At 71.6% G+C, this 24,598-nt stretch carries 22 protein-coding genes and 1 riboswitch; of the genes, 12 read left to right on the forward strand and 10 right to left on the reverse strand.

Annotation, left to right across the window (positions count from 1 at the left end; genetic code table 11):
• Positions 1 to 26: 26 nt before the first annotated feature.
• The 3 genes from BX285_RS00690 to BX285_RS00700 form a co-directional block, all read right to left on the reverse strand.
• A complete protein-coding gene (locus tag BX285_RS00690) occupies positions 27 to 1,016 on the reverse strand; it encodes an ABC transporter permease (protein WP_097236170.1) in 990 nt (329 codons plus the stop codon).
• A 486-nt stretch (positions 1,017 to 1,502) separates the two neighbouring features.
• Positions 1,503 to 2,441, reverse strand: a complete 939-nt coding sequence (locus BX285_RS00695; RefSeq protein WP_097236171.1) for an enhanced serine sensitivity protein SseB C-terminal domain-containing protein — start codon at positions 2,439 to 2,441, stop codon at positions 1,503 to 1,505.
• A 118-nt stretch (positions 2,442 to 2,559) separates the two neighbouring features.
• On the reverse strand, positions 2,560 to 3,363 hold the full coding sequence (locus BX285_RS00700; RefSeq protein WP_097236172.1) for an enhanced serine sensitivity protein SseB C-terminal domain-containing protein: 804 nt from the start codon (positions 3,361 to 3,363) through the stop codon (positions 2,560 to 2,562).
• A 389-nt stretch (positions 3,364 to 3,752) separates the two neighbouring features.
• Positions 3,753 to 3,857: riboswitch (glycine riboswitch) on the forward strand.
• A 230-nt stretch (positions 3,858 to 4,087) separates the two neighbouring features.
• Here BX285_RS00700 and gcvT point away from each other — a divergent pair.
• The 7 genes from gcvT to BX285_RS37035 all read left to right on the forward strand — a co-directional run bounded on the left by gcvT (position 4,088) and on the right by BX285_RS37035 (position 11,997).
• Positions 4,088 to 5,209: a glycine cleavage system aminomethyltransferase GcvT gene (gene gcvT / locus BX285_RS00705; RefSeq protein ID WP_097236173.1), complete on the forward strand. Its 1,122-nt coding sequence runs from the start codon at positions 4,088 to 4,090 to the stop codon at positions 5,207 to 5,209.
• A 100-nt stretch (positions 5,210 to 5,309) separates the two neighbouring features.
• Complete coding sequence (gene gcvH / locus BX285_RS00710; protein ID WP_121174205.1) at positions 5,310 to 5,684, forward strand: glycine cleavage system protein GcvH; 375 nt, start codon at positions 5,310 to 5,312, stop codon at positions 5,682 to 5,684.
• Between the two features lie 86 nt (positions 5,685 to 5,770).
• Entirely contained in the window at positions 5,771 to 7,039 is a 1,269-nt protein-coding gene (glyA, locus tag BX285_RS00715) for a serine hydroxymethyltransferase (RefSeq protein WP_097236175.1), read from the forward strand.
• Between the two features lie 136 nt (positions 7,040 to 7,175).
• Positions 7,176 to 8,543: an L-serine ammonia-lyase gene (locus BX285_RS00720; protein WP_097236176.1), complete on the forward strand. Its 1,368-nt coding sequence runs from the start codon at positions 7,176 to 7,178 to the stop codon at positions 8,541 to 8,543.
• Between the two features lie 232 nt (positions 8,544 to 8,775).
• Entirely contained in the window at positions 8,776 to 10,476 is a 1,701-nt protein-coding gene (locus BX285_RS00725) for a hypothetical protein (RefSeq protein ID WP_147465091.1), read from the forward strand.
• A gap of 42 nt (positions 10,477 to 10,518) precedes the next feature.
• The gene (locus BX285_RS00730) at positions 10,519 to 11,064 is read left to right on the forward strand and encodes a hypothetical protein (RefSeq protein ID WP_121174207.1); all 546 of its coding nucleotides are present in this window, start codon (positions 10,519 to 10,521) and stop codon (positions 11,062 to 11,064) included.
• A 258-nt stretch (positions 11,065 to 11,322) separates the two neighbouring features.
• Entirely contained in the window at positions 11,323 to 11,997 is a 675-nt protein-coding gene (locus tag BX285_RS37035; protein WP_183106970.1) for a hypothetical protein, read from the forward strand.
• Positions 11,998 to 12,061: 64 nt separating this feature from the next.
• On the opposite strand, the gene BX285_RS00740 is transcribed toward BX285_RS37035, so the two are convergent.
• Positions 12,062 to 12,634 carry a hypothetical protein gene (locus BX285_RS00740; protein WP_121174209.1) on the reverse strand — a complete coding sequence of 191 codons (573 nt, stop codon included), beginning with the start codon at positions 12,632 to 12,634 and terminating at the stop codon, positions 12,062 to 12,064.
• A gap of 215 nt (positions 12,635 to 12,849) precedes the next feature.
• Between BX285_RS00740 and BX285_RS37040 the strand changes: the two genes are divergently transcribed.
• The gene (locus BX285_RS37040) at positions 12,850 to 12,996 is read left to right on the forward strand and encodes a hypothetical protein (protein ID WP_179852755.1); all 147 of its coding nucleotides are present in this window, start codon (positions 12,850 to 12,852) and stop codon (positions 12,994 to 12,996) included.
• A 52-nt stretch (positions 12,997 to 13,048) separates the two neighbouring features.
• On the opposite strand, the gene BX285_RS00745 is transcribed toward BX285_RS37040, so the two are convergent.
• Both BX285_RS00745 and BX285_RS00750 read right to left on the reverse strand, forming a co-directional pair.
• A complete protein-coding gene (locus BX285_RS00745; RefSeq protein ID WP_259470395.1) occupies positions 13,049 to 13,972 on the reverse strand; it encodes a DMT family transporter in 924 nt (307 codons plus the stop codon).
• A gap of 286 nt (positions 13,973 to 14,258) precedes the next feature.
• Entirely contained in the window at positions 14,259 to 14,708 is a 450-nt protein-coding gene (locus tag BX285_RS00750; protein WP_259470396.1) for an ATP-binding protein, read from the reverse strand.
• A 162-nt stretch (positions 14,709 to 14,870) separates the two neighbouring features.
• On the opposite strand from BX285_RS00750, the gene BX285_RS00755 reads away from it, so the two are divergent.
• From BX285_RS00755 to BX285_RS00765, 3 genes are all read left to right on the forward strand, one after another.
• Complete coding sequence (locus BX285_RS00755) at positions 14,871 to 15,680, forward strand: helix-turn-helix transcriptional regulator (protein WP_097236183.1); 810 nt, start codon at positions 14,871 to 14,873, stop codon at positions 15,678 to 15,680.
• 17 nt (positions 15,681 to 15,697) lie between these two features.
• Positions 15,698 to 15,877, forward strand: a complete 180-nt coding sequence (locus tag BX285_RS00760; RefSeq protein ID WP_121177128.1) for a DUF397 domain-containing protein — start codon at positions 15,698 to 15,700, stop codon at positions 15,875 to 15,877.
• A gap of 212 nt (positions 15,878 to 16,089) precedes the next feature.
• Complete coding sequence (locus BX285_RS00765) at positions 16,090 to 16,938, forward strand: hypothetical protein (RefSeq protein ID WP_097236184.1); 849 nt, start codon at positions 16,090 to 16,092, stop codon at positions 16,936 to 16,938.
• A gap of 269 nt (positions 16,939 to 17,207) precedes the next feature.
• Here BX285_RS00765 and BX285_RS00770 read toward each other — a convergent pair whose 3' ends face one another.
• The 4 genes from BX285_RS00770 to BX285_RS00785 all read right to left on the reverse strand — a co-directional run bounded on the left by BX285_RS00770 (position 17,208) and on the right by BX285_RS00785 (position 21,987).
• Entirely contained in the window at positions 17,208 to 17,753 is a 546-nt protein-coding gene (locus BX285_RS00770) for an ATP-binding protein (RefSeq protein ID WP_257032406.1), read from the reverse strand.
• Positions 17,754 to 17,892: 139 nt separating this feature from the next.
• Complete coding sequence (locus BX285_RS00775; RefSeq protein WP_257032407.1) at positions 17,893 to 19,137, reverse strand: Ig-like domain-containing protein; 1,245 nt, start codon at positions 19,135 to 19,137, stop codon at positions 17,893 to 17,895.
• Positions 19,138 to 19,319: 182 nt separating this feature from the next.
• The gene (locus BX285_RS00780) at positions 19,320 to 20,579 is read right to left on the reverse strand and encodes an Ig-like domain-containing protein (protein ID WP_257032408.1); all 1,260 of its coding nucleotides are present in this window, start codon (positions 20,577 to 20,579) and stop codon (positions 19,320 to 19,322) included.
• Between the two features lie 190 nt (positions 20,580 to 20,769).
• Positions 20,770 to 21,987, reverse strand: a complete 1,218-nt coding sequence (locus tag BX285_RS00785; RefSeq protein WP_121174211.1) for an Ig-like domain-containing protein — start codon at positions 21,985 to 21,987, stop codon at positions 20,770 to 20,772.
• A gap of 258 nt (positions 21,988 to 22,245) precedes the next feature.
• Here BX285_RS00785 and glgX point away from each other — a divergent pair, with 258 nt between their 5' ends.
• Positions 22,246 to 24,459 (forward strand): glycogen debranching protein GlgX, encoded by a 2,214-nt coding sequence (gene glgX, locus BX285_RS00790; protein ID WP_121174212.1) that lies wholly within the window; start codon positions 22,246 to 22,248, stop codon positions 24,457 to 24,459.
• The last annotated feature ends 139 nt before the right edge of the window (positions 24,460 to 24,598 follow it).

Below are 24,598 nucleotides of genomic sequence, written 5' to 3' on the forward strand. Positions count from 1 at the left end.
GCGGTGGAGGGGGTGCTGACGCTGGGTCAGTTGCTCTTGGGATCGAGGGCGTCGCGCAGCCCGTCGCCGAGCAGGTTGAAGGCGAGCACGGTGATGAAGATCGCCAGACCGGGGACCACCATGTACTGGGGGTCCACCTGGTAGTACCGGATCGCGTCCTGGAGCATTCCGCCCCAGGAGGCCTGCGGGGGCTGGATGCCCACACCGAGGAAGCTCAGCCCGGCCTCGAAGAGGATGTTGGTCGGGATCAGCAGGGTCGAGTAGACCAGGATCGGACCGACCAGGTTGGGCAGCAGTTCCTTGAACAGGATGAACGGGCCGCGGGCGCCGAGGCTGCGGGCCGCGTGGACGAACTCGCGCTCGCGCAGCGAGAGCGTCTGTCCGCGCACGATCCGGCCCATGTAGGGCCAGTTGAAGAAGCCGATCACGAAGATCAGCACCAGGATGTGCAGCGGGAGTCCGTGCAGGCCGAACGCACCGCCCTGCAGCGAGGTCGAGATCGCGATCGCGAACAGCAGCAGCGGGAAGGCCAGGAACACGTCCATGACGCGGCTGATCAGCGTGTCCACCCAGCCGCCGTAGTAGCCGGCCATGATGCCGAGCACGGTGCCGATGGTGTTGGACAGCACGGTCGCGCCGAAGGCGACCAGCAGGGAGACCCAGGAGCCCTCGATGACGCGGGTGAGCAGGTCGCGGCCCTGCAGCGGGTCGACGCCGAGCAGGTGGTCCCCGCTCATGCCGCCCCAGTCGCCGAGCGGCAGCCCGCCGAGGTCGGCGTCCAGCAGGTCCTGGTGGAGGGCGTCCGGGTCGAGCCCGAACATCGACTCGATCGGCTTGGCCAGCACGGCCAGCAGGATCAGCAGGATCACCACGACGCCGCCGGCGACGGCGGCCTTGTCGCGCTTGAAGCGGGTCCAGGCGATCTGGCCGAGGGAGCGTCCCTCGATCTTCTTGGCCGGGCTCGCGGTGGCGGGTGCCTGCGGTTCGTTCCCGGCGGTGGTGGCGGATGCGGTCATGGTCAGTTGGTCCCCTCGCCGACGGTGGCCGGCCCACGGGTGCCGGTCGCCGGCTTCGGCGGTGCGGCTGCGGACGTGCGAAAGGTTCTTAGGAGGAGCGGGTGTTCACGGCAGTGCGGCGTGCACAGGCACTGCCACCACGCGGGATGGGCGTCGCGTGGACAGGCTGTCGGCGTGCGCGTTCACCTTTGTGGGGCGTCAGAACGTGCGGTGCGTTGCGCAGAACTCTCTGCCATGCGAACTGGCTTGCGCCAGCCCTGACAACCGACAGATGCCCAACTGTGATCTGCAGGCATGCATCTCGCGACCCTCCGGCATATCCCTCTTCACGCAGCTGTAACAGCCATGTCAAGATGCTGGGGTACGCGAACCGGATATTCGTCCGGAAAAGCACCGAAGCCGACTTGACGGGAGATCAAGTCGGCTTCTCGGCAAAGATTTCGGCAAGAAGTGGCATTGGCGGGGCCGGCGCCCCGGGAAACGGGGTCAGCGCCCCGGGTAACCGGGCCACGGCGCCTGCGGCTGCTGCTGCCAGCCCTGCGCCGGCGGCTGCGTCCCGTACGGGTACCCCGGCGCGGGCTGCCCCGGCATCGACTGGCCCGGGTACGGGGGCGGCGGCACCGGCGGGTACGGGCCGGTCGCCGGGCGGCCCGCCTCCCGGTCGAAGAACGGGCGCGAGTTGGCGCGCATCCACAGCGCCACCGGGTCGTACTCGTCCGACATCGCCACCGTGGACACCGCCAGGCCCTCCGGGGCCACCGCGATCGCCCGCTGCATCAGGGCCCGCACCGCCTCCACCGCAGGCGGCGAGCTCTCGTACAGGTCCAGGCCGATCGCCAGGTACGGCTCCCCCACCGCCGGCTGCACCCAGGCCCGGCGCAGCGCCCGCACCGCGCGCACCTCACCGGCCTGTCGCTCCAGCAGCGTGAAGAACTGCTGGGCGTCGAGCTGCGGTTCGCTCAGCTTCAGCGGGCCGGCCGGCAGCCGGTCCAGGCCCGCGGCGATCCGCCGCAGGTCCGCCCAGGGCACGCCGACGCCGCCGCCGGGCGCGTGCGGGTTGAGCCACAGGCCCCAGCGGGTGCGGTACAGCGACGCGGCGACCTCCCGGCCGGAGATGACCTCGTGGGCCCGGGCCCAGCCGGAGGCGGTCAGCTGCTCGGGCGAGGTGACGGCCGGCGCGTAGCCGTGGCCGCTGATCTCCATGTTCCCGTACTGCGCGTCCGGGCTGCCCGGGGTGCCGTGCCAGAGCAGCATCCAGACCCGGCCGTCCGCCAGCGCGTGCAGCAGCCGCTCGTACGCGTCCCAGCGCTCCGGCGCGACCTCGCGCAGGGCCTGCTCCAACACGCCCGGATCCGCTGCCGGGCGCCCGGCCGGTGCCTGGCCCCAGGGCCCCGGCGCCCCGCCCGCTCCCGTTCCCGCACTCATGCGCCCACCTCGCCGCGCCTCTTTCCTCGAACCCGCCCGGCCCGTCGGCCGTCTGCACGCACCCTATGGCGCGGCACCGGCCGCCGCCACGGCGACGTGCCTGTGATACGTACCCCGCTCACACCCGCGAGTAGAACGGCATGACCTGGGTGAGCAGCCACTCGACCACCGGGTCCTCTGCGAGGTCGAGCAGTACGAGGTGGACGCCGCCCGGCAGCGGCGCGGTTCCCAGCGCCCGGCCGAGGGCTTCGTTCACCGCGCCCGGGTCGGCCGGGGCCGCCGGGTCCAGTTGGACGCCCACGAACATCACCGTCGGCTCGCCCTCGATGCTGGCCAGCGCCCGACGGGCGGTCAACACTCCGGGCAGGGACGACAGTTCGGCCCGGCAGGCGGCCAGGAAGTGCTCCGGGTCCTCGCCCGGCACCGGCTCGCGCAGCGCCACCCGGCCGCCGCTGGGCGCCGCCGGGTCCTCCGCGCCCTCCCAGCGGTCCCCGCGCGGCCCGCGGCGCAGCTCGGCCACGCCCTGCGGCGGCACCGGGATGCCCACCGCCGCCTCCGGGTTCACCGCGATGCCCACGCCCAGCGGCAGCCCGCGGGCGAACTCCCAGGCCGGCGCGATCGCGAAGGCCATCCCCGGCGCCTGCTGCAGGAACACCTCCTGCGAGGAGAACACCGGTACGTACGGGTCGCCGGCCAGCTCGATGGTCGGCAGGTCCAGCGACTGCCCCTGCGGGTCGGCCCCGGCCGGCAGCGGCACCCACACCTGGCTGCGGGCCAGCACCTCGATCACGCGCGGTGTCGCGCCCGGGTCGCCCAGGGCCGCGGTCAGCACCTGCTCCAGCTCGTTGGCCGGCCACGTGCCGCCCGCCGGCGCCGCCTCCGGACCGCCCCACCCCTGCTGCTGCTCCACCGGGTACCCCATGCGCCGCGATTCCGCCCTCTGCCGGTCGGCCGCCCTCTGCGCCGACGCGCAGCAGTCTAGGGCCCGTCTTCAAACCCCCGTCGTTCGCCCGGAGGGCGGGCGGGGCGGCGTTGGGGTGCGTGCATCGCAAGGCGGAGGAGGGAGCCCAATGCAGCGCATTGGCGACCGACGACAACGCGGCGAGGTGCGTGCCCCGGGGCCGGCCCGCAGGCGGGGGTTTGAAGACGGGCCCTAGGGGTTTCGGGGGCTCCCCCTTGGGGCTGCTGTTCGGTACCGCGCCGTGTGACCGGGTGTGACCGGGGCCCCTCTCCCCTCCTCGCCACGGACGTGCCATGATGTCCGCGTCCGACGGCATGCGCCGCGGGCCCCACAACTCCATACCGGCCGCTCGAACCCGCGCGGGAGAGCTCGGAGTGCCGCCCAGGCGGCACAGCCGGCGCCGAAGGAGCAAGTCCTCCCCGGAATCTCTCAGGCCCCCTTACCGCACGGGTTAGGCACATCTGGAAAGCGGCGCACGACCGTGTCGCGCGCCCACCCACGGTGCAAGCCGCCCTGCCGTCCCCGATGCTGGAAGCAGCTGCGGGCCGCTGGGCGGTGAAGCTCTCAGGTTCGACGACAGATGGGGAGACCCACGCCGCCGCATGCCCGCGCGCAGGGTCGGCCCCCGAGCGGGTCCGGTCCGGCGCGTGCACCCCTGAGTGCCCCGACCGAGGAGTTCCTGGCCATGTCGTCCCTCCGCCTGACCGCGCTCGACGCGCTGCACCGCGCCCTCGGCGCGACCATGACCGACTTCGCCGGCTGGGACATGCCGCTGCGCTACGGGAGCGAGCGCGAGGAGCACCTCGCCGTCCGTACCAAGGCCGGTCTGTTCGACCTCTCCCACATGGGCGAGATCACCGTCACCGGCCCGCAGGCCGGCGAGATGCTGGACCACGCGCTGGTGGGCTTCGTCTCCGCGCTGGGCGTGCTGCGCGCCCGCTACACCATGATCTGCGCCGAGGACGGCGGCATCCTGGACGACCTGATCGTCTACCGCCTGCGCGAGGACGCCTTCCTGGTGGTCGCCAACGCCTCCAACGCCCAGCTGGTCCTCGACGAGCTGATCGCCCGCGCCAAGGGCTTCGACGCCGTCGTCACCGACGACCGCGACACCTACGCGCTGATCGCCGTCCAGGGCCCGGAGTCCACCGCGATCCTGGCCGGGACCACCGACGCCGACCTGCCCGGCCTGAAGTACTACGCGATCCTCCCGGCCCAGGTGGCCGGCCGCGAGGTGCTGCTCGCCCGTACCGGCTACACCGGCGAGGACGGCTTCGAGATCTTCTGCCACCCGGTCGACGCCGAGGCGATCTGGCAGGCGCTGACCGCCGAGGGCGAGGGCCGCGGCCTGATCCCGTGCGGCCTGTCCTGCCGCGACACGCTGCGCCTGGAGGCGGGCATGCCGCTGTACGGCCACGAGCTGTCCACCGACCTCACCCCGTTCGACGCGGGCCTGGGCCGGGTCGTCCGTTTCGACAAGACCACCAACGACGGCGCCTTCGTCGGCCGCAAGGCGCTGGAGCAGGCCGCCGCCGCGGCCGAGACCAACCCTCCGCGGGTGCTGGTCGGCCTGGTGTCCGAGGGCAAGCGCGTCCCGCGCGCCGAGTACACCGTGGTCTCCACCGACGGTGCCCCGATCGGCCGGATCACCTCGGGCGCGCCCTCCCCGACGCTGGGCAAGCCGATCGCGATGGCGTACGTGGACGCGGCGCACGCGGCCCCCGGCACCACCGTCGCAGTGGACGTGCGCGGCAAGCACGAGCCGGTCGAGGTCGTGGCGCTGCCGTTCTACAAGCGCGCCCGCTGACCGCCCTCCGGCACCCGATTCCCCCCATACCCGCACGTCGAAGCCGTCCTCGCGGCGGCCCGCTTCGCCGTACCCGCTTCCCATCCTGGAGAATGACGCCATGAGCAACCCCCAGCACCTGCAGTACACCAAGGAGCACGAGTGGCTGACGGCCGCCGAGGGCGGTGTCTCCACGGTCGGCATCACCAAGCACGCCGCCGACGCGCTCGGTGACATCGTCTACGTGCAGCTGCCCGAGGTCGGCGAGACCGTGACGGCCGGCGAGACCTGTGGCGAGCTGGAGTCCACCAAGTCGGTCAGCGACCTGTACTCCCCGGTGACCGGCGAGGTCACCGAGGTCAACCAGGACGTCCTGGACGACAACGGCCTGGTCAACAGCGCCCCCTTCGAGGGCGGCTGGCTGTTCAAGGTGCGCGTGGAGTCCACCGACGAGCTGCTCAGCGCGGACGAGTACACCGCCTTCATCGGCGGCTGAGACCCTGGCCGGGGCGGCCGTCGCGCGGCGGTCGCCCCTCCCCCCAGCCGCGGCCCCCTTTCCTCCTCCACCGGGAAGAACACACCATGACGGTTCTCAACCAGTCCCTGCACGCCCTCGACCCGGAGATCGCCGCCGCGGTCGACGCCGAGCTGCACCGCCAGCAGACCACCCTGGAGATGATCGCCTCCGAGAACTTCGCCCCGGTGGCGGTCATGGAGGCCCAGGGCTCGGTGCTCACCAACAAGTACGCGGAGGGCTACCCCGGCCGCCGCTACTACGGCGGCTGCGAGCACGTCGACGTGGTCGAGCAGATCGCGATCGACCGCATCAAGGCCCTGTTCGGCGCCGAGCACGCCAACGTCCAGCCGCACTCGGGTGCGCAGGCCAACGCCGCCGCGATGTTCGCGCTGATCCAGCCGGGCGACACCATCCTGGGCCTGAGCCTGGCCCACGGCGGTCACCTGACCCACGGCATGAAGATCAACTTCTCCGGCAAGCTCTACAACGTGGCCGCGTACCACGTGGACGAGAAGACCGGCCTGGTCGACATGGCCGAGGTCGAGCGCCTGGCCAAGGAGCACCAGCCGAAGCTGATCATCGCCGGCTGGTCCGCCTACCCGCGCCAGCTGGACTTCGCCGAGTTCCGCCGGATCGCCGACGAGGTCGGCGCGCTGCTCATGGTGGACATGGCGCACTTCGCCGGCCTGGTGGCCGCCGGGCTGCACCCGAACCCGGTGCCGTACGCGGACGTGGTCACCACCACCACCCACAAGACCCTGGGCGGCCCGCGCGGCGGCGTCATCCTGTCCAAGGCCGAGTGGGCCAAGAAGATCAACTCCGCGGTCTTCCCCGGCCAGCAGGGCGGCCCGCTGGAGCACGTGATCGCCGGCAAGGCGGTCGCCTTCAAGGTCGCCGCGTCCGAGGAGTTCAAGGAGCGCCAGCAGCGCACCCTGGACGGCGCCCGGATCCTCGCCGAGCGCCTGCTGCAGGCCGACGTCGCCGAGGCCGGCGCGTCCGTGCTCTCCGGCGGCACCGACGTCCACCTGGTCCTGGTCGACCTGCGCAACAGCCAGCTCGACGGCCAGCAGGCCGAGGACCGGCTGCACGAGGTCGGCATCACCGTCAACCGCAACGCCATCCCGAACGACCCGCGCCCGCCGATGGTCACCTCCGGCCTGCGCATCGGCACCCCGGCCCTGGCCACCCGCGGCTTCCAGGCCGAGGACTTCCGCGAGGTCGCCGACATCATCGCCGAGGCGCTCAAGCCCGCCTTCGACGAGACCGTCGCCACCGCGCTGAAGGCCCGCGTCACCGCGCTGGCCGAGAAGTACCCGCTGTACCCGAACCTCTAGTACGGCCACGGGTGACCGGCCTCACTCCGGCCGGGCGCCTGTCACTCCGGGGCACCGCGCACACTGGACAGTGCGCGCGGTGCCCCGTTCCGTGCACCGCCCTGTCCTTCCACGAGACCAGACAAGGACGTCCTCCGTGGCCATCAGTGTCTTCGACCTCTTCTCCATCGGCATCGGCCCGTCGAGCTCCCACACCGTGGGCCCGATGCGCGCCGCCCGGATGTTCGCCCGCCGACTGCGGTCCGAAGGCCTGCTGGCCCAGGTCACCGGTGTGCGCGCCGAGCTGTACGGCTCGCTGGGCGCCACCGGCCACGGCCACGGCACCCCGAAGGCCGTCCTGCTGGGCCTGGAGAACAACTCGCCCCGCACCGTCGACGTCGACCAGGCCGACAAGGACGTCGAGCGGATCACCGCCGAGAAGCGGCTCCACCTGCTCGGCGAGCACACCATCGCCTTCGACCCCGACACCGAGCTGATCCTGCACCGCCGTCGCTCGCTGCCCTACCACGCCAACGGCATGACCCTCTGGGCGTACGCGGCGGACGGCTCGACCCTGCTGGAGAAGACCTACTACTCGGTCGGCGGCGGCTTCGTCGTCGACGAGGACGCGATCGGCGCGGACCGGGTCAAGCCCGACGACACCGTGCTGAAGTACCCCTTCCGCACCGGTGACGAGCTGCTGCGGCTCAGCCGGGAGACCGGTCTTTCGATCTCCGGCCTGATGCTGGAGAACGAGAAGGCCTGGCGCAGCGAGGAGGAGATCCGCACCGGGCTGCTGGAGATCTGGTCCGTGATGCAGGAGTGCGTGCGGGCCGGCATGACCCGCGAGGGCATCCTGCCGGGCGGCCTCAAGGTCCGCCGCCGGGCAGCCGCGGCCGCGCGGACGCTGCGCGCCGAGGGCATCGGCCCGGCCAACGCGATGGAGTGGGTGACCCTCTACGCGATGGCCGTCAACGAGGAGAACGCCTCCGGCCGCCGGGTGGTCACCGCGCCGACCAACGGCGCGGCGGGGATCATCCCGGCCGTGCTGCACTACTACCTGAACTTCATCCCGGGTGCCGACGACGAGGGCATCGTCCGCTTCCTGCTCGCGGCCGGCGCCATCGGCATGCTCTTCAAGGAGAACGCCTCCATCTCCGGCGCCGAGGTCGGCTGCCAGGGCGAGGTCGGCTCCGCCTGCTCGATGGCCGCGGGCGGCCTCGCCGAGGTCCTGGGCGGCACCCCCGAGCAGGTCGAGAACGCTGCCGAGATCGGCATCGAGCACAACCTCGGCCTCACTTGCGACCCGGTCGGCGGCCTGGTCCAGATCCCCTGCATCGAGCGCAACGGCATGGCCTCGGTCAAGGCCGTCACCGCGGCCCGGATGGCGCTGCGCGGCGACGGCCGGCACCACGTCTCGCTGGACAAGGCGATCAAGACGATGAAGGAGACCGGGGCCGACATGAAGATCAAGTACAAGGAGACCTCGCGCGGCGGCCTCGCCGTGAACGTCATCGAGTGCTGACCGACGACTGACCGGCGGCTGACCACGAGCCGGTCTCGACTCCCCGGCCCCCGGGTGGACCTCCCTCCGCCCGGGGGCTTTCGCATTTCCACTGGCCGACGGTCCGTCAACCACGCCATAATCTCGGCGAGTTGGTTCGCGCCAGAGGGGGAGGCGGATGACCGTCCAGCCGTCGGAACCGCATCGTCCGCCGACGGACCCATCGCCGGACCCGCCGCCGGACCCGCCGCCGGTGTCGCCGTACGCGCACTCCGAGGCCACCCGGCTGCTCTGCGCCGCCGTCCACCTCGACCCGGACTACCGCCGGCGCGTCATCGCCGAACTGGTCGAGCACGACGAGCGCACCGTCCCGCCGTCGCTCGGCTTCGACCTGGTCACCGTCCTGGCGCACGCCCTGCGAGCCCGGGCGCTGGAGCTCCGCACCGGCGCGGTGCTCGTCGCGATCTGGGCGGCCTTCTTCTGCACCGTCTGCTGGCCGCTGTTCCAGCACCCGCCCAGCGGCAGCTACTGGAGGTCCTACGGGGACGGGATATCCGGCGGGTACGGCGGCTACTACGGCGCCTCGTACGGCCAGGGGTCGGCCTCCGACGCCGCGCTCGGCACGCTCTCCCGCTACCTGACGCCGTACCTCGCGAACTTCGCCGTCCTGTACGCCCTGGTCACCCTGCTGTCCTGGTTCGCCAAGCCCGCCGAGGTCCGGGCCCGCGCGCTGGCCGGCCCGGCCGGCTCCCAGGCTGCCGCCCGGCGGGCCGTCGGCGGCCTGCGCGCGGCCGTCCCCGTGATCGCCCAGATCCTGTACTGGACACTGGCGTTGGCCACCCTCCAGGACTCGGCCCCGTACGGCGTGCTGTTCCCGCTGCTGCTCGCCGCCACGGTGGGCGGGCACCGCCTGCTGATCGCCCAGACCGTCCGCCGGGAACTGGCCCGCGACGCGTTCCGGCGCCAGCCGCCCCGCTCCTTGCCCGACCGGCCGCGCTACCGGGCGCTGCACGCGGCCATCGCCGCCGAGCAGTACTCGCAGCTCGTCGTCTACGACCCGGCCGACCCCTTCCTCGGCTCCGGAGTCCCGCACCGCCCCTGGTCGTTCGCCCTGGAGCTGAAGCGCCGCAAGACCGGGCCGGTGGCCCCCGGCGGGACCCTCACCGCCCGCGCCGTCCTCGAACGGGTCCTCCCGCTGGTGGGCGACCTGCGTCAGGCCGCCGCCGACACCAGCCTCGACCGGCTGCGGGACCTGGAGATCGACCACCTCGTCTACCTGCCGTACGGGCCGACGCGCGGCGACGTCCCGCGCGAGCCGGCCGAGGTCGCCCGGCACGTCGCCGAGGCGGTGGACGAGGGCGGCGAGCAGCGCCGGTACTTCCTGCGAGTGCGGGTCGGCGCCTGGGACGAGCAGGTGGTGCTGACCGTCCAGCTGCGCGTGCACACCCAGGGGAACCTGCTGGTCCTGGAGGTCGTCCCGCACGTCCTCGGGCCGGTCCGGCGCGACTACGAACTGCGCACCGAAGCGGTGGCCCAGTGGGGCACCCGGCTGTGGCTCGGCCGCCCCGCGGTGTCCGCGTTCACCGCCGGGCCCGCCGCGATGCGCTCGCTGCTGCACCCGGGCGGCCCGGCGGGCGCGGCGACGGAGAGCACCCTGGTGGCGGCCGCGCGCCCGGTCGTCTCGCTGCGCGAACTGGTCGCCTCCTCGACCGTCTCGCTCTTCCAGGAACTGGACGCCAGCCGGTACCTGAAGACGATCGAGGAGCGGATCATCGACGGCGTGCGCGTGGCACTGGAGCAGATGGGGTACGAGACCGGCCGCTTCGAGCAGACCGTGGTGCAGGTGATGGAGGGCGGGATCCACATCGGCTCGATGAGCGGCGGGGCCGTCGCCACCAACGGCGGCACCGCACAGGCGGGGGTCACGCCGCCGGCCGGCGGGCAGCCTACGTAGCGTCGCCGATTCACCGGCATGTCCCGGGAGTTGGGATCAGGGATGAGCGAGGAGCAGAACGTGCAGCACGACGAGGAGAACACTCCGCCGACCCCCGCCAGCGGCGGGGTGTCGATCGGCGCGATGACCGGCGGGGCCGTCGCCTCGGGCCGCGGCGCCCGCGCGGAGGACCGCTCGCAGCGGGCCGGTGCGGCCGACCCGCTGCCGGACACCAGCGGGCTGACGATGCCGGCCCCGGCGCCCGGCGGGGTCTCGATCGGCACGATGACCGGCGGCGCCGTCGCCTCCGGGGAGGACGCGACGGCCGTCGACGCCTCGACCCGCCTCACCCCCTCGGCCCGCGAACTGCTCGCGGCCATGGGCGAGTTGCGGAGCCAGCTGCCGATGTTCACCCGGGCCGAGGGCAACGGCGTGGCCGAGGTGGAGCAGGAGCTGGACGCCGTCGGCACCGCCCTCGAACAGACCGGCACCGCCCCGCGCACCCGCCTGGAGCGGCTGCGCGACCTCCTCCGACGCTCGACCACGGTGGTCTCCGGGCTGGCCTCGGCGCTGGCGGTGGTGCAGGCGATCGAGCAGTTCCTGGGCTGAGCGGGAGCGGGTAGCGGTAGCGGGTAGCGGGAACGACGGGGAGCGGGAGTGGCAGGCACGTACTGGGACAAGAACAGCCAGCAGTGGGTGGCCCGTCCACCGACGGACGAGGCGGCCCCGCCGCCTCCGGTGAATCCTCCCTCCACACCCCCTGCCACACCCCCGCGCCCGACCTCGCCCCCGCCTCCGCCCGTCGAACCCCCGCCGGACTACCCGAGCCCGCCGCCCGCCGGGAAGCGCCCGCCCCGGCGGCTACTGGTGGCCGCCCTCGCCGGCGCGCTCATCGGGGCGCTCGCGGGCGGCGGCGGCTACCTGCTGACCCGGCACGACGGCGGGGCCGCGCCGACGGGCACGACGACCCTCACCGCCACACCCCCGGTCACGGCCTCCGGCTCCCCCTCCGCCACCGCCTCGCCCACCATCCCGACGTCCGCCCCGACCCCGACCCCGACGCCCACTCCGAGCCCAACCCCGACCGGGCCGCACCTCACCCCGTTCCAGGACCCGAACGGCTTCACCGTCCTCGTCCCGGACGGCTGGCAGCGGCGGGACGACGGCCACTCCGTCTTCTACGAGTCCCCGGACAAGCTCAGCCTGGTCCAGGTGTACGCGATGGGCACCGACCCCCCGTACGACCAGGCCCTCGCCACCGACGCCGCCCTCTCCGCCGACGCGACGAGGTTCCCGGGCTACCACCGCATCCGCCTGGAGCGGACGGCCGGCGGCACCGCGGAGCTGGAGTACGCCTACAACCACTCCTCCGGCACCGTCCGGCACGCCGTCGACCACATCACCAACGGCCCGAACGGCACCGCCTACGCCCTCATCGTGGCCGGCCCCGAGGGCGACTGGCCCACCGGACTCCAGGACCTCCGCGCGGCGGAGCTCACCGGCTTCTGCTTCGCCGCCCAGTGCCCGTCCCCCGCCGGCTGACCCGAGCCCCCTGCGCAGGAAGTCGGCCCACCCGACTTCCTGCGCAGCCGCCCCCCAGGGCCCTTCACCGCGTCGGTTGATCCGGTTCGGGCGGCATCTCCGTCGAGCCCGAGACGACCATCAGCAGGACCTCCTGGGCCCACTCCACCCAACGGAGCTCCGCATCGATGTGCTTCGTGATCGTGGTCGGCTTGAACGTCTCACGTGCCGGGTCGTCCCTCTCGCCTGCCGTCTCCCAGCAGAGGGCGACCATCCGCTGCGCGCGGAGTGCTCGTAGCTCGTCTTCCACAACGAGCCGTTCGTCCCGTTCGCTCTGCAGGGTTTGCCGCAGCTCCAGGATCTGCTCACGTGCTTCGGCGAGTTCCGGAGACTGGGCCGCAATCGAGTCACGGCCCCTCGCCGCGTAGATCAAAGCGCGGGTTCTCGCGACCTCTTCGACTCCGACTGTGCCCCCCTCACACTCTGCGACAAGCCCGTGGAGCAAGGGCGCAAGCTCCACGGGTGGGATTTCGCGTCCGTTCAGGAATTTCGAGAACCGTGTGTGGTCGACCCGCCGGCCGCTGCTGCTCAGCCTGGCGGCGCATTCCCCGGAGGAGAGGCCGGCGCGAGTGCGCAGGACCCTCAGATGCTCCGCCAATTCACGCTGTGCGGCATTCAGTTCCGGCCCCAGAGGTGCCAGACGGCGCTGTCTTCCAGGCTCCGTGTACTCCAATGTCGCCTTCAAGATTCGTTCTTGCCGCCGCGCGCAACGTGCGGCCCTCCCGCGCAGGCTTCCGCTGCGACCTGGCGCAACCGCCTGCGTGCTTGCTGTGATCGGACCCTACCGAAACAGCACTGCACCGGGAGACCCACTTGCCCCGATCACGCACCGGCCGCCCGTTCATCGACATCCGAATCGGCGGTCTGCGGCTGACTGCCCAGCGCAGCCCGATTCGCGCCATCGTCGTGCTCTGCTCACTGACCTGCTCCCTCGCGGGTCTGCTCGCCTTGCGCAGGTAGGCCGCCCCTGCGCAGGAAGTCGGCCCACCCGACTTCCTGCGCAGCCATGCTCCTACCGCCGAGCGGGAAGCGCCAGGAACGCCAGCCCGCCGGCCAGCACCGCCAGCCCGCCCCACGAGATCACCGGCAGCCGCTCCCCCAGCGCCGCGACGCCCAGCACGGCAGCGACGGCCGGCTCGGCGAGCGTCAGCGTCGTGGCCGTCTGAGCAGTGGCGTGCCGCAGGCCGTGGCCGAACAGCCGGTAGGCGAGGAAGGTGGTGATCACCGCGAGGTGCAGCACAACGGCCGTGCCCCGCACCGAGGCCAGCCACTCCAGGTCACCCGCGAGCAGCACCGGCAGGACGATCAGCGCCCCGCCGCCGAACATCGCCCCCATCACCCCGGCCGACGGACGCCCCGCCGCGATCAGCCGCCCGCCGATCAGCGAGTACACGGCGTACGAGAGCCCCGAGAGCGCCGCCAGCAGCACCCCGAGCGGGTCCACCGCCGCGCCGCCACCGGCGAGTTCGGGCCCCAGCACCAGCACCCCGCAGCCCAGCACGGCCAGCGCCGTGGCCCCGGCCCAGCGCCCGCTCGGCCGCCCCTGCCGGGCGAGCCACCCGAGCAGCCCGGTGAACACGGGTGCGCTGCCCAGCGCGATCACCGTCGCCACCGCAACTCCGGTCCTGGTGACCGCCGGGTAGAAGGTGAGCGGGTACCCGGTCACCGCCACCGCACCGGCCGCCAGCAGCCACCGCTCCCGCACCCCGCACCGCCGGGGCAGAGCCCACGCGCTGCGGTCGGTGAGGAACAACAACAGCCCGCCGAGCACCAGCCCGGCAGCCCCGATCCCCGCCGCCGGGGCACCCGCGGGAGCCAGCGAACTGGCCGTCCCGGTGGTGCCCCAGAGGACGGCGGCGGTCAGGATCGGCAGGACGCTACCGCGCGAGCGGGCGCGGCCGGGAGCCGTGGAAACGGAACGGGCAGGCGTGGACAAACGATTCGGCACAGTCGTGTACTTCCGTCGTCGAAGACCATCAGAGGAGGTTTCGAGAACGGGCGCACGCCATCAGCCCACGGCGGCCTCACAACGGCCGAGCCGGGACGAAGAAGCGGATCAAACCACCGTCGCGCGCGCCCGATCAGGCGCTGAGCGGCGGCAGCACGGCGTGCCAGTACAGGTTCACGCCCCCGATGCTACCCGGGCCGGGAGGTTCGCTGCGTGGGAAGTCGGTCCGGCCGACTTCCCACGCAGCCCCTCAGCTCTGCTGCAGTCATCAGCCTCATGGCACCAGATTGTCTGAGACCGCCCCCGCCGGCGAGGGGAGGGCGAGTTCGCACCAGGTGGTCTTGCCGATGAAGCCCTCGCCGCGCGGGTGGGCGCCCCAGGAGGTGGCGAGGGCGGCGACGAGTTCGAGGCCCCGGCCGGACTCGTCCTCGGGGGCGGCCTGGCGCAGGGTCGGGAGCTCGGAGTTCGCGTCCGAGACCTCGATCCGGAGCAGGGAGGGGGTGGGGAGGAGCACGCGGACACCGATCATCCGGTCACGCGGGGAGCGGGCGTGCCGGCAGGCGTTGGTGACGAGTTCGCTGAGGAGGATCAGGCCGGTCTCGGCGGAGTCGATGGGCAGCTCCCACTGGAAGGCCTGCCGGATGAAGCGGATCCGGGCGCGGCCGGCGCTGCGGGGGAGGCGGGGGAACATCCACTCGACGACATCGACGGGCTGAGTGAGCATCAGAGTCCTTGGAGGGTGTACGGACGGCGTCACTCACAAGGGCTGAGTTCGGCCAATTCACCCTTCAAGAGTCGGCGTACCGGCATAGCCTCAGCAGTTACACCGCTGGTACAGCGCGAGCTTGAACCGCCCTGTGACCAGGGCAGGGAGGGGCCAGGGCCGATGGGCACGCCGAAGCAGAACCCGATGGCGTGGAAGTACTGCGGCGATCAGATCAAGCGGTGGCGCGCGAAGGCAGGCGTGACCCGGGAGCAGCTGGCCCAGGCGGCCTGCTACGACGTCGAGAGCGTGCGGTCGATGGAGGCGGGGAGGCGGAGGCCGTCGCTCAAGTTGCTACAGGCGGCCGATGAGTTGTGCGACGCCAAGGGGATGCTGGTTGCGGCTCACCCATACCTCGCTCCAGAGCCCATGCCTACACGCACCGATGCTTTATTCGACGTCGAGAAGGAGGCAGTTGCCTACTACTTCTATGAACCCCTCTACATCCCAGGATTGCTGCAGACCGAGGCCTACGCCCGGGCAATTCTCAGCAACCCCATGCCGCCCGTGAAGAACGCCGTCATCGAAGAACGCCTGGCGATCCGCCTCAAGCGGCAGGAGCGGCTGGCGCAGCCTGAGGTGCTGTTCAGCTTCACCATCTACGAAGCGGCCTTCCACACCTCCATCGGCGGTAGGGAGGTCATGAAGGAGCAGCTCCACCGGCTGCTTGAGGTCGAGCACTCACGCAATATCCAAATCCAGGTCGTACCCACGGGGCGCATCTCCCCCTCCGGCCTCGGGGGCTCGCTGATGATCCTCGAAACGATCGACAACGAGCAGTATGCGTACGTCGAGACACACAAAACGAATGCGCTGCACTCAGAACCGCGCCTCGTAGGCGAGCTCAGCCGATGCCACGCGATGATCCGCGCGCTAGCTCTGACTGTTCCGGAGTCGGCACAGCTCATCAGGAAGACACTGGAGCTGCTGTGACAACCCCAAGGCCATGAATCCGGTCCAGCTACAGCGACTACCAGAGCGGCGCATGCGTCGAGGTCTCCTCCTCCCCCTCCGCTGTCCACGTCCGGGACTCCAAGGACAAGGCCGGCCCGACCCTCACTTTCTCCCCCTCCGCCTGGGCCTCCTTCGTCGCCTTCGCCACCGAAGCTCAAGCCGCCGAGTCCGAGTGATCCCTTAGTGGAACGGGTGGGTAACCACCTTCCAACCACCCCTGCACGCAGCAGATATGACTAATCGTCACGAGTTCACCACGGCCCGTCGCGCCGTGTAGCGTGCCACTAACGAATCAACCCCCGGCCGGTGCGGCAACACCGAGCGGGGGTCTGACCATCACGATCGAACGGAAGTCGATCCTGTGGCTACCCACGACTCTACCGTCCCCATGGCCTCGCCCGGCTACGGCAAGCGGACCGCCCCTGGGGAACTCCCCCCGGCTGCCGACGACTTCACGCACCTCCCGGTCCGTGAGGCGTACCTGGCCAGCCTGATCAACAACCTCCCCGACGGCGCCGCGATGGACGTCAAGACCCTCGCCGCCTACAACCCGCTCTTCGGGCAGATGGCCGTCCGTACGGCCCTGAACAGGCTCTCCACCGCCGGCCACCTGCGCCGCGTCCGCGAGCGCGTCAACGCCGAGCGCCCCCAGTGGGTATTCCGCACCTACTTCTCCCGGACGCCTCGCAGCGACGCCTGGTGGAACCACTTCATCGCCACCGGCGAGAGCCCGGGCGAGTCAACGGAGAGCGCACCCGATCCCCCGGAGGAGCGACGCGCCACCGCCCCGGTGTCCCCCGCCTACGCCGCCCTCGCCGGCCTCGGCGCCGCGGACAGCCGACTCGCCCTCTCCGCGGCCGACTGCGCCGCCCTCGAACCGCTCGCCGCCGAGTGGCTGGCCCGGGGCACCACTCCCGCCCTCTTCACGGCGGCCCTCACCGCGGGCCTACCGCCAACGGTCCACAGCCCGGCGGCCTTCACCCGCCGCCGCCTGATCGACAAGCTGCCGCCGGAACGTCCCCACCCACAGCCCGCCCGCATCGCCGAGTGCACCGACTGCCGCACCCCCTGCCGTCCCCAGGCGCTCCACGGCGGCCTCTGCCGCGCCTGCCACTCCCCGGGCGGCATCAACCGGGCTGCACCACCCTCGTCCCGCCTCTCCCCGGCCGCCGTCCACCGCCATGCCGCGCGCGTCCGCCAGGCCATGGCAGCGGCAGCACCAGCCCGGCGATCATGAATATTCACAGGTAACGACGTGAACCTATGCAAAATCTAAAGGTGAACTAAGTTACAAACCTTTGATTCCCAGCCGCCCGGTTTGCCCGCATGCTGAGATTCATGCGATAGTCAAGACATCGAACTTCGGCGGGCCCGACCTGGCACTGCCGACGCCCATCGCGCGGCACGCACCCCCTTGGCCGGCGCGATGACTTGCAGGGGCCCCCACCCGCCGGACCACGGCGACACCGGGGGCCCTGCGTGTTTTCCCGAGCCCCTGGCCAGGCCTCAGTGCCGCTCGCGCACCTTGAGCTCGAACCAGACGCCCTTGCCCCGCGGCAGCAGGTCCGCACCCCAGCGGTCGGCGAGGTCGTCGACGACCTTCAACCCCCGCCCCTGCTCGTTCACCGGCTTCGCCTCCGCGAGGATCATGCAGGGCAACGACCGCGACGAGTCCCGCACTTCGACCCGCAGCCACCCGGGCTTGCGGCTCACCTGCAGCCCGATGGTGCGCCCGGCGGCGTGCCGCACCGCGTTGGCCACCAGCTCACTGGTCAGCAACTCCCCGGCCTCCAGGTACTGATGGAGGTCCCAGGACTCCAACACCGACAGCACCAGCCGCCGCGCCACCGGGCCCGACTCCGGCCGGGAGGGCAGCCGCACCTCGTTCGGCTCGGACTGATCGCACAGCCTGCCGGAATACATCTCCTCCAGCTCCTCGGAGCTGAGCCGCTCCAGAGCCGAGAGGTCGACCTGGGCGTCGACCCAGGTCGCCGCGGCGACCGTGCCGGCCCCGGGAACTGATGACTGATCTGTTTCGCCCCAACCCGCCATGCGGACCATCATTGCGGAACGCAAGCAGCCGCGTACGGACAATGAACAAACGATCTCGCCCGAGTCGGCATATGCCGCGTGCATGAAGGGGGCCACCCGGGCCGACGTACGTCAAGCCCGAGTTGACCCCCACCCCCTCCTACCAGGAGCCCCAGGGCACGTTCCAGCCACTCAGCCCGTTCGAGGGGTCGAGCGTCTCCTTCTTGACGGAGTTCTTGACGATCACCACGTCCCCGACCATCGAGCTGTCGTAGAACTTGCCCATCGAGGTCGAGTCGCCGCCGCCCTCGACGTCCTTGAGGCCGACGCAGCCGTGGCTGACGTTGTCGCCGCCGAAGGTGCTGTTCCTGGCCCACCAGTTGCCGTGCACGTACGTCCCGCTGGTGGTGAGCCGCATCGAGTGCGGCACCTGCAGGTCGTAGGGCGCGCCGGTCATGCCGGGCAGGGTGCTGGACTGCATCCGCACCGTGCCCTCCTTGGACATGACGACCATGGTGCCGTTCCAGGTCGGGTGCTCCTCCGAGCCGGAGGTGATGTCGATCTCGGAGTTCTGGCCGTCCCCGCGCGCGACGTTCATCGTGTGCGCGGCGGCGTCAACCGTCGAAATCTGGGATCGCCCGATCGTGAAGGGCTCGTCCCGGTCTCCGCCGTACACCCCGGGGGCGATCTCCACGCTCTTGAGGCGGTAGTGCACGACCACCTTGGTGCCGGGCGCCCAGTACTGCTCCGGACGGAAGTCCAGCCGGCGGGAGCCGAACCAGTGGCCCTTGACCACGGTGCCGTTGCTGGTCTCGAAGGTGATCCCCTTCAGGACGTCGTCCTTGTTCTTGACGTCCTTGCTGAAGTCCACCGAGACGATCATGCCGACGCCGTACGTGGCGTCGTTGTCCACGTTGTCGGAGGCCTTGGCGAGCGCCGTCGGCGTCAGCGTGGTGAAGTTGCTGTCCGCCGTGGCGACCGCGCCGTCGGCGTCCGCGGCCATCGCGCTGACCTGGTAGGCGGTGCCCACCGCCAGGGCGGCCGAGGGCGTCCAGGAGGAGCCGTCGGCGGAGATCGTGCCGGGCACCTCCTTGCCGGCCTTGTCGCTCACCTTCACGGTGGTGAGCTTGCCGCCGGTCGCGCCGACCTTGATCGCGTTCGGCGCCACGTCCACCGAGCCGGCCTTGGGCTCGATGCTCACCGCGGCCTTCGAGACCTTCGGCACCGCACTCGCGGAGGCCGCCGCGCTGCTCGGCGCCGCCGCGGGCTGGGAGGCGGCCGCACCGGCCCCCAGATCGGCCTTGGCCGCGCTACCGCCCCCGCCGCCCCCGCCGCCACAGGCGGCCGTCAGCGTCATCGCCCCGCCGACCAGACCGGCGGCCACCACCCTGCGTATCGACCTCAACGTCGATTCCCTTCCTCTGAACTGCCCGAACTCCCCGTGGACCGACCACCGGAAAGGTTGCGACATGCACGGGGCTGCGCGCCCCGGAACCGGAGCGGCCCGACCCCAACGGGTGAGATCGGACCGCTCCGTGAGAACTCACCGGAGTGCCCGGAGTACCGGGGCCAACCTCCGGGTAGGGCCTACCAGTTGGCCCAGGCCACGTTCCAGCCGCCCAGCCCGTTGGAGGGCGAGACGGTCTTCTCCTTGCTGTTCACGACCTTGATGACGTCACCGACCATCGAGTCGTTGAAGAACTTGCCCGCGACCGAGGTGTCGCTGCCGCCCTTCACGTCCTGCATCGAGACGCAGCCGTGGCTGGCGTTGGTCTTGCCGAAGGGGCTGGCCCAGTAGTTGCCGTGCACGAAGGTGCCGGAGGTGGTCAGCCGCATCGCGTGCGGCACGTCCTGGATGTCGTACTCGCCGCCGAGACCGACGGTCTGCGAGTTCATCCGGGTGACCTTCTCCTTGGACATGACCACCATGGTCCCGCCCCAGGACGGCGTGGCGTCCGCGCCCAGGGTGACCGGCACCGTGGTGCTCTGGCCGCCCCGCTCGATGGTCATCTGGTGCGTCTTCGCGTCCGCGGTGGAGATCTGCGAGCGGCCGATGGTGAACGGCTCGTCCTTGTCCACGTCACCGTAGATGCCGGGAGCGACCTCGACGTTCTTCAGCCGGTAGTGGATGGTCACCTTGGTGTCCGGCGCCCAGTACTGCTCCGGACGGAAGTCCACCCGGGTGTCGCCGAACCAGTGGCCCTTGACCACGGTGCCGTTGCTGCTCTCGAACGTGATCCCCTTCAGGACCTCGTCCTTGTTCTTGACCGCCTTGTTGAACTCCACCGAGACGATCATGCCGACGCCGTAGGTGGCACCGTCGCTGATGTTGTCGTTGGTGGAGATCTTCTTGTCCGGCGTCAGGGTGGTGAACGTCGTGGTGGACGCGGCCACCAGGCCCTCGGCGTCCTTGGCCTGCGCGTTCACCTTGTACGCCATGCCGACGGTGAGCGCCGCCGCGGGCTTCCAGGCGGCGCCGTCCGGGGTGATCGCCCCCTGGACCGGCTTGCCGTCCTTGTCGGTCACCTCGACCGTGCTGAGCTTCCCGTTGGAGACGGACACCTGCAGCCCGGTCGGCTGGACGTTCTGGGCCCCGTCCTTCGGCTCCACGGAGATCACCGCGGCCGAGGTCTTCGGCGTCCCCGAGCCCCCCGCGTCCGCCGGAGCCGACGCACCCGCCGAAGCCGCCGCACCGGCCGAACCCGACCCGTCGGAACCACTGCCCTTGTCGTCGTTGCACGCCGCCGTGAGCAGCAGCACCCCGCCCATCACCGCCGCCACCGCGGCCCTGCGCCCGTAGCGGTTGCTGGTGCGTATCGCGGCGCCGGCCGTCTTACCCGTCTTCACGGTTTCTCCCCTCCCGGTATTCACTCTCTTGACGCGTTGAGTGCCCCCATGAGTTGCACCGGACGCCGATCTTTCGCGCCCGGCTGCCGGACGCGCCGGAGCAGGATAACCGGGCCCCCTGAGCGGATCTTCAGGGGTGCCCGGACGGAAACCGTTCGAAGCCGGGGTGAACCGGACGCAGGCCGCGTGGTCAGCGCAGGGCGCTCCCCGCCAGCCACTGCTCCCAGGGCAGATTCCACCCGTTGAGCCCGTTCTGCGGCGGCACGAAGTCCCCCGCCGAGGCCTTCACCTCCACCACGTCCCCCGGCACGGTGTGCTCGAACAGCCAGCCCGCCGGGGAGTCCTTGCTCGCCCCGCCCTTGGCGTCGGCCAGCCCGATGCAGCCGTGACTGGTGTTGGCCCGGCCGAACACCTCCGGATCCGCCCAGTAGTTCCCGTGCAGGAAGGTGCCGGAGTCGGTCAGCCGCATCGCGTGCGGCACGTCCTTGATGTCGTACTCGTCCCCCATGCCCACGGTCTGCGAGTTCATCCGGGTCACCTTGTACCGCTCCGACACCACCATCACCCCCCGGTACGTGGAGTGCTCCGGGCTGCCGCCGGAGACCTTCAGCACCCGCACCACCCTGCCGCCCTGACCGGCCCGGACCGTCAAGGTGTGCGCATCCAGGTCCACCGTCGACACCTGCGCCCGGCCCACGGTGAACCGCAGGTCCCGGCTCTGCGTACCGAACTCCCCCGGAGCCCCCTGGACGTCCTTCAACCGCAGCGCCACCGTGACCTTCGTCCCCGCCGCCCAGTACTGCTGCGGCCGGAAGTCCAACCGCCGGTTGCCGAACCAGTGCGCCGCCACCGCCACCGGCGGATCCGCCGACACCTGCACGGCCCGCTCCACCGCCGCCCGATCCGCGATCGGCCGGCTGAACCGTAGGGACACCGGCATGCCCACTCCCACCGTGGACCCGTCCTCCGGAGTGAAGAACGCGGCGAAGGTGTGCGCCCTGGCCGCCGTGGAGAACGCCGCATGCTGCACCGCCCGCTGCCCCTGCTCGTCCTCCGCCACGGCATCCAGCGTGAACGCGGTCCCCCACGGCAACGCCCCGTCCGGCACCCACCCGGCCCCGTCCGCCCCGATCGTCCCCGCCACCTCGCCCCCCTTGGCATCAGCCAGCCGGACCGAGACCAACCGCCCCTGCGAAGCCGTCACCCGAACCGCACCCTCCGGCTGCACATCCACCGCACCATCAGCCGGCACCACACTCACCACCGCCCGAGACCCCACCACCGGCACAGCCGGCGCCACCGCATCCCCGCCCGACTCCGCCGCCCCACCCCCACACCCCGCAAGAACCGCCAGACAGCACACCACCCCCACCACACCCCGCGCCCACACCCATCCACGGCGCCGCATCCCGGGGCCTCCCACTGTTCACGACCGACGCCCGGAACAACGAAAACCCCCAGCCAGGAGACACGCCCCCACCAACCCGCACCACCCCACCTCCGGAGCCGCCCCCGACCCCCACCCTCCCGAAAGCCACCCCCCGAACACCAACCCCCCACCCCGCCATCCGCCGGTAAGCCCCCGTTAAGCCGCTTCCACCCTCCCCATTCCGGGAAAGAGACCCTCCACGGGGTCCGGGACACCCCGCCCAGGGAGGGTACGGCCATGGCGTCAGGGCAGGAGCTGGAAGCCGCGGTACGGCCGGGCAGCTGGCAGCCCCTGGGCGCCCGCTTCCACACCGCTCGCCCCGATCAACCCGGTCGACCCGGTCGAGCCGGCACCAACTTCGCCCTCTGGGCCCCCGGCGCCGAAGCCGTCGACCTCTGCCTCTTCGACGAGGACGGCCAGGAGACCCGCCACCGCCTCACCGAACAGGACGTCCAGATCTGGCACGGCTTCGTCCCCGGTGTCCACCCCGGCACCCGCTACGGCTTCCGCGTCCACGGCCGCTGGGATCCCTGGACCGGCGCCAGATGGAATCCCGCCAAGCTGCTGCTCGACCCGTACGCCCGCGCCATCGACGGCTGTTACACCTCCCACGACGCAGCCTGCGCCGCCGTCCGCAACTGGCCGGAGGCCGACGTCGCCGACACCGTCCGGGACAACCGCGACTCCGCCCCCTACGTCCCGAGATCCGTGGTCGTCCACGACGAGGACGACTGGTACGACGACCACCGCCCGAAGACCCCCTGGCCCGAGACGGTGCTCTACGAGCTCCACGTCCGCGGCTTCACCATGCGCCACCCCGACATCCCCCCGCACCTGCGCGGCACCTACGCCGGCCTCGCGCACCCCGCCGCCATCTCCCACCTCACCCGTCTCGGCGTGACCGCCGTCGAGCTCCTCCCCGTCCACCAGTTCGCCAGCGAGGACCACCTGCAGGCCCGCGGCCTGGTCAACTACTGGGGCTACAACACGATCGGCTACTTCGCCCCGCACGCCGGCTACTCCTCCTCCGGTTCGCGCGGCGGCCAGGTCGGCGAGTTCAAGCGGATGGTCCGCGCCCTGCACGCCGCCGGGATCGAGGTGATCCTGGACGTGGTGTTCAACCACACCGCCGAGGGCGGCGAGCTCGGCCCGATGCTCTCCCTCCGCGGCATCGACAACGCCGCCTACTACCGCCTCCCCCCGAACCGCCCGCGCGGCTATGCCGACTACACCGGCTGCGGCAACACCCTGGACACCCGCCGCCCGCAGGTGGTCCGGCTGGTGACCGACTCGTTGCGCTACTGGGTCGCCGAGATGGGCGTGGACGGCTTCCGCTTCGACCTCGCCGCCGCCCTGGCCCGCGGCGGTCCGGGCGGCGGCAACGGCGGTGACGGCGTGGACATGGACCACCCCTTCCTGGCCGCCGTCGCCCAGGACCCGCTGCTCAGCCGGGTGAAGCTGATCGCCGAGCCCTGGGACGTCGGCCCGGGCGGCTACCAGGTGGGCGGCTTCCCCCCTCCGTGGGCGGAGTGGAACGACAAGTACCGGGACGCCGTACGGGACTTCTGGCGCGGCGCCCGCGCGGACGTCCGCGAGCTCGGCTACCGCCTCTCCGGCTCCTCCGACCTCTACCAGCGCTCCGGCCGCCGCCCGTACGCCTCCGTCAACTTCGTGACCGCGCACGACGGTTTCACCCTGCGCGACCTGGTCTCGTACGACCGCAAGCACAACGAGGCCAACGGCGAGGCCAACCGGGACGGCACCGACGACAACCGCTCCTGGAACCACGGCGCCGAGGGCGAGACCACCGACCCGGCCGTCCGGGCCCTGCGGCTGCGCCAACTGCGCAACCTGATCGCCACCCTGCTGCTCTCCGCGGGTGTCCCGATGCTCACCGCCGGGGACGAGCTGGGCCGCACCCAGGGCGGCAACAACAACGCCTACTGCCAGGACAACGAGGCCAGTTGGCTGGACTGGTCGCTGCTGGCGGAGCCCGGCTGGCAGGAGCTGTGCGAGCTGACCGCCCGGCTGGTCCGGCTGCGCCGGGCCCACCCGGTGCTGCGCCGCCGGGCGTTCTTCTCCGGCCGGGCCGCCACCCCGGGCGGCCGGCCAGACCTGGCCTGGTTCACCCCGCTGGGCAAGGAGATGACCGAGGCCGACTGGTTCGCCCCGACGGCCTGCCTCGGCATGCTGCTGTGCGGCACCGCGATGTCCGAGCGGGACGACAGCGGCGAGCCGCTGCAGGACGACAGCTTCCTGCTGCTGCTCAACGCGGACCACCGGGAGACGGTGTTCACCCTGCCCGGGGAGCCCTGGGCGGAGCCCGAAGCCGCGTACGAGACGCTGATCGACACAGCCGCCGGAGGGACCGGCGACCGCGAACCGTACCCGCGCGGCGCCGTCCTCCTCGCCCCCCGCTCCCTGCACCTCCTCCGCATCCCCACGCGGTAGCTGCCGGCACCCCCACCCCAGCCGACATCTCCACCCCCGCCGACATCTCCACCCCGAACACCCCATAACGACCGGAGCAATGGCCGGTTCTCGCCCCACCCCCCCTGACAGGCGCGAAAAACCGGATGAGAAGTGACGG

It is taken from the genome of Streptomyces sp. 1114.5 (genome assembly GCF_003635085.1).
Classification (GTDB): domain Bacteria; phylum Actinomycetota; class Actinomycetes; order Streptomycetales; family Streptomycetaceae; genus Kitasatospora.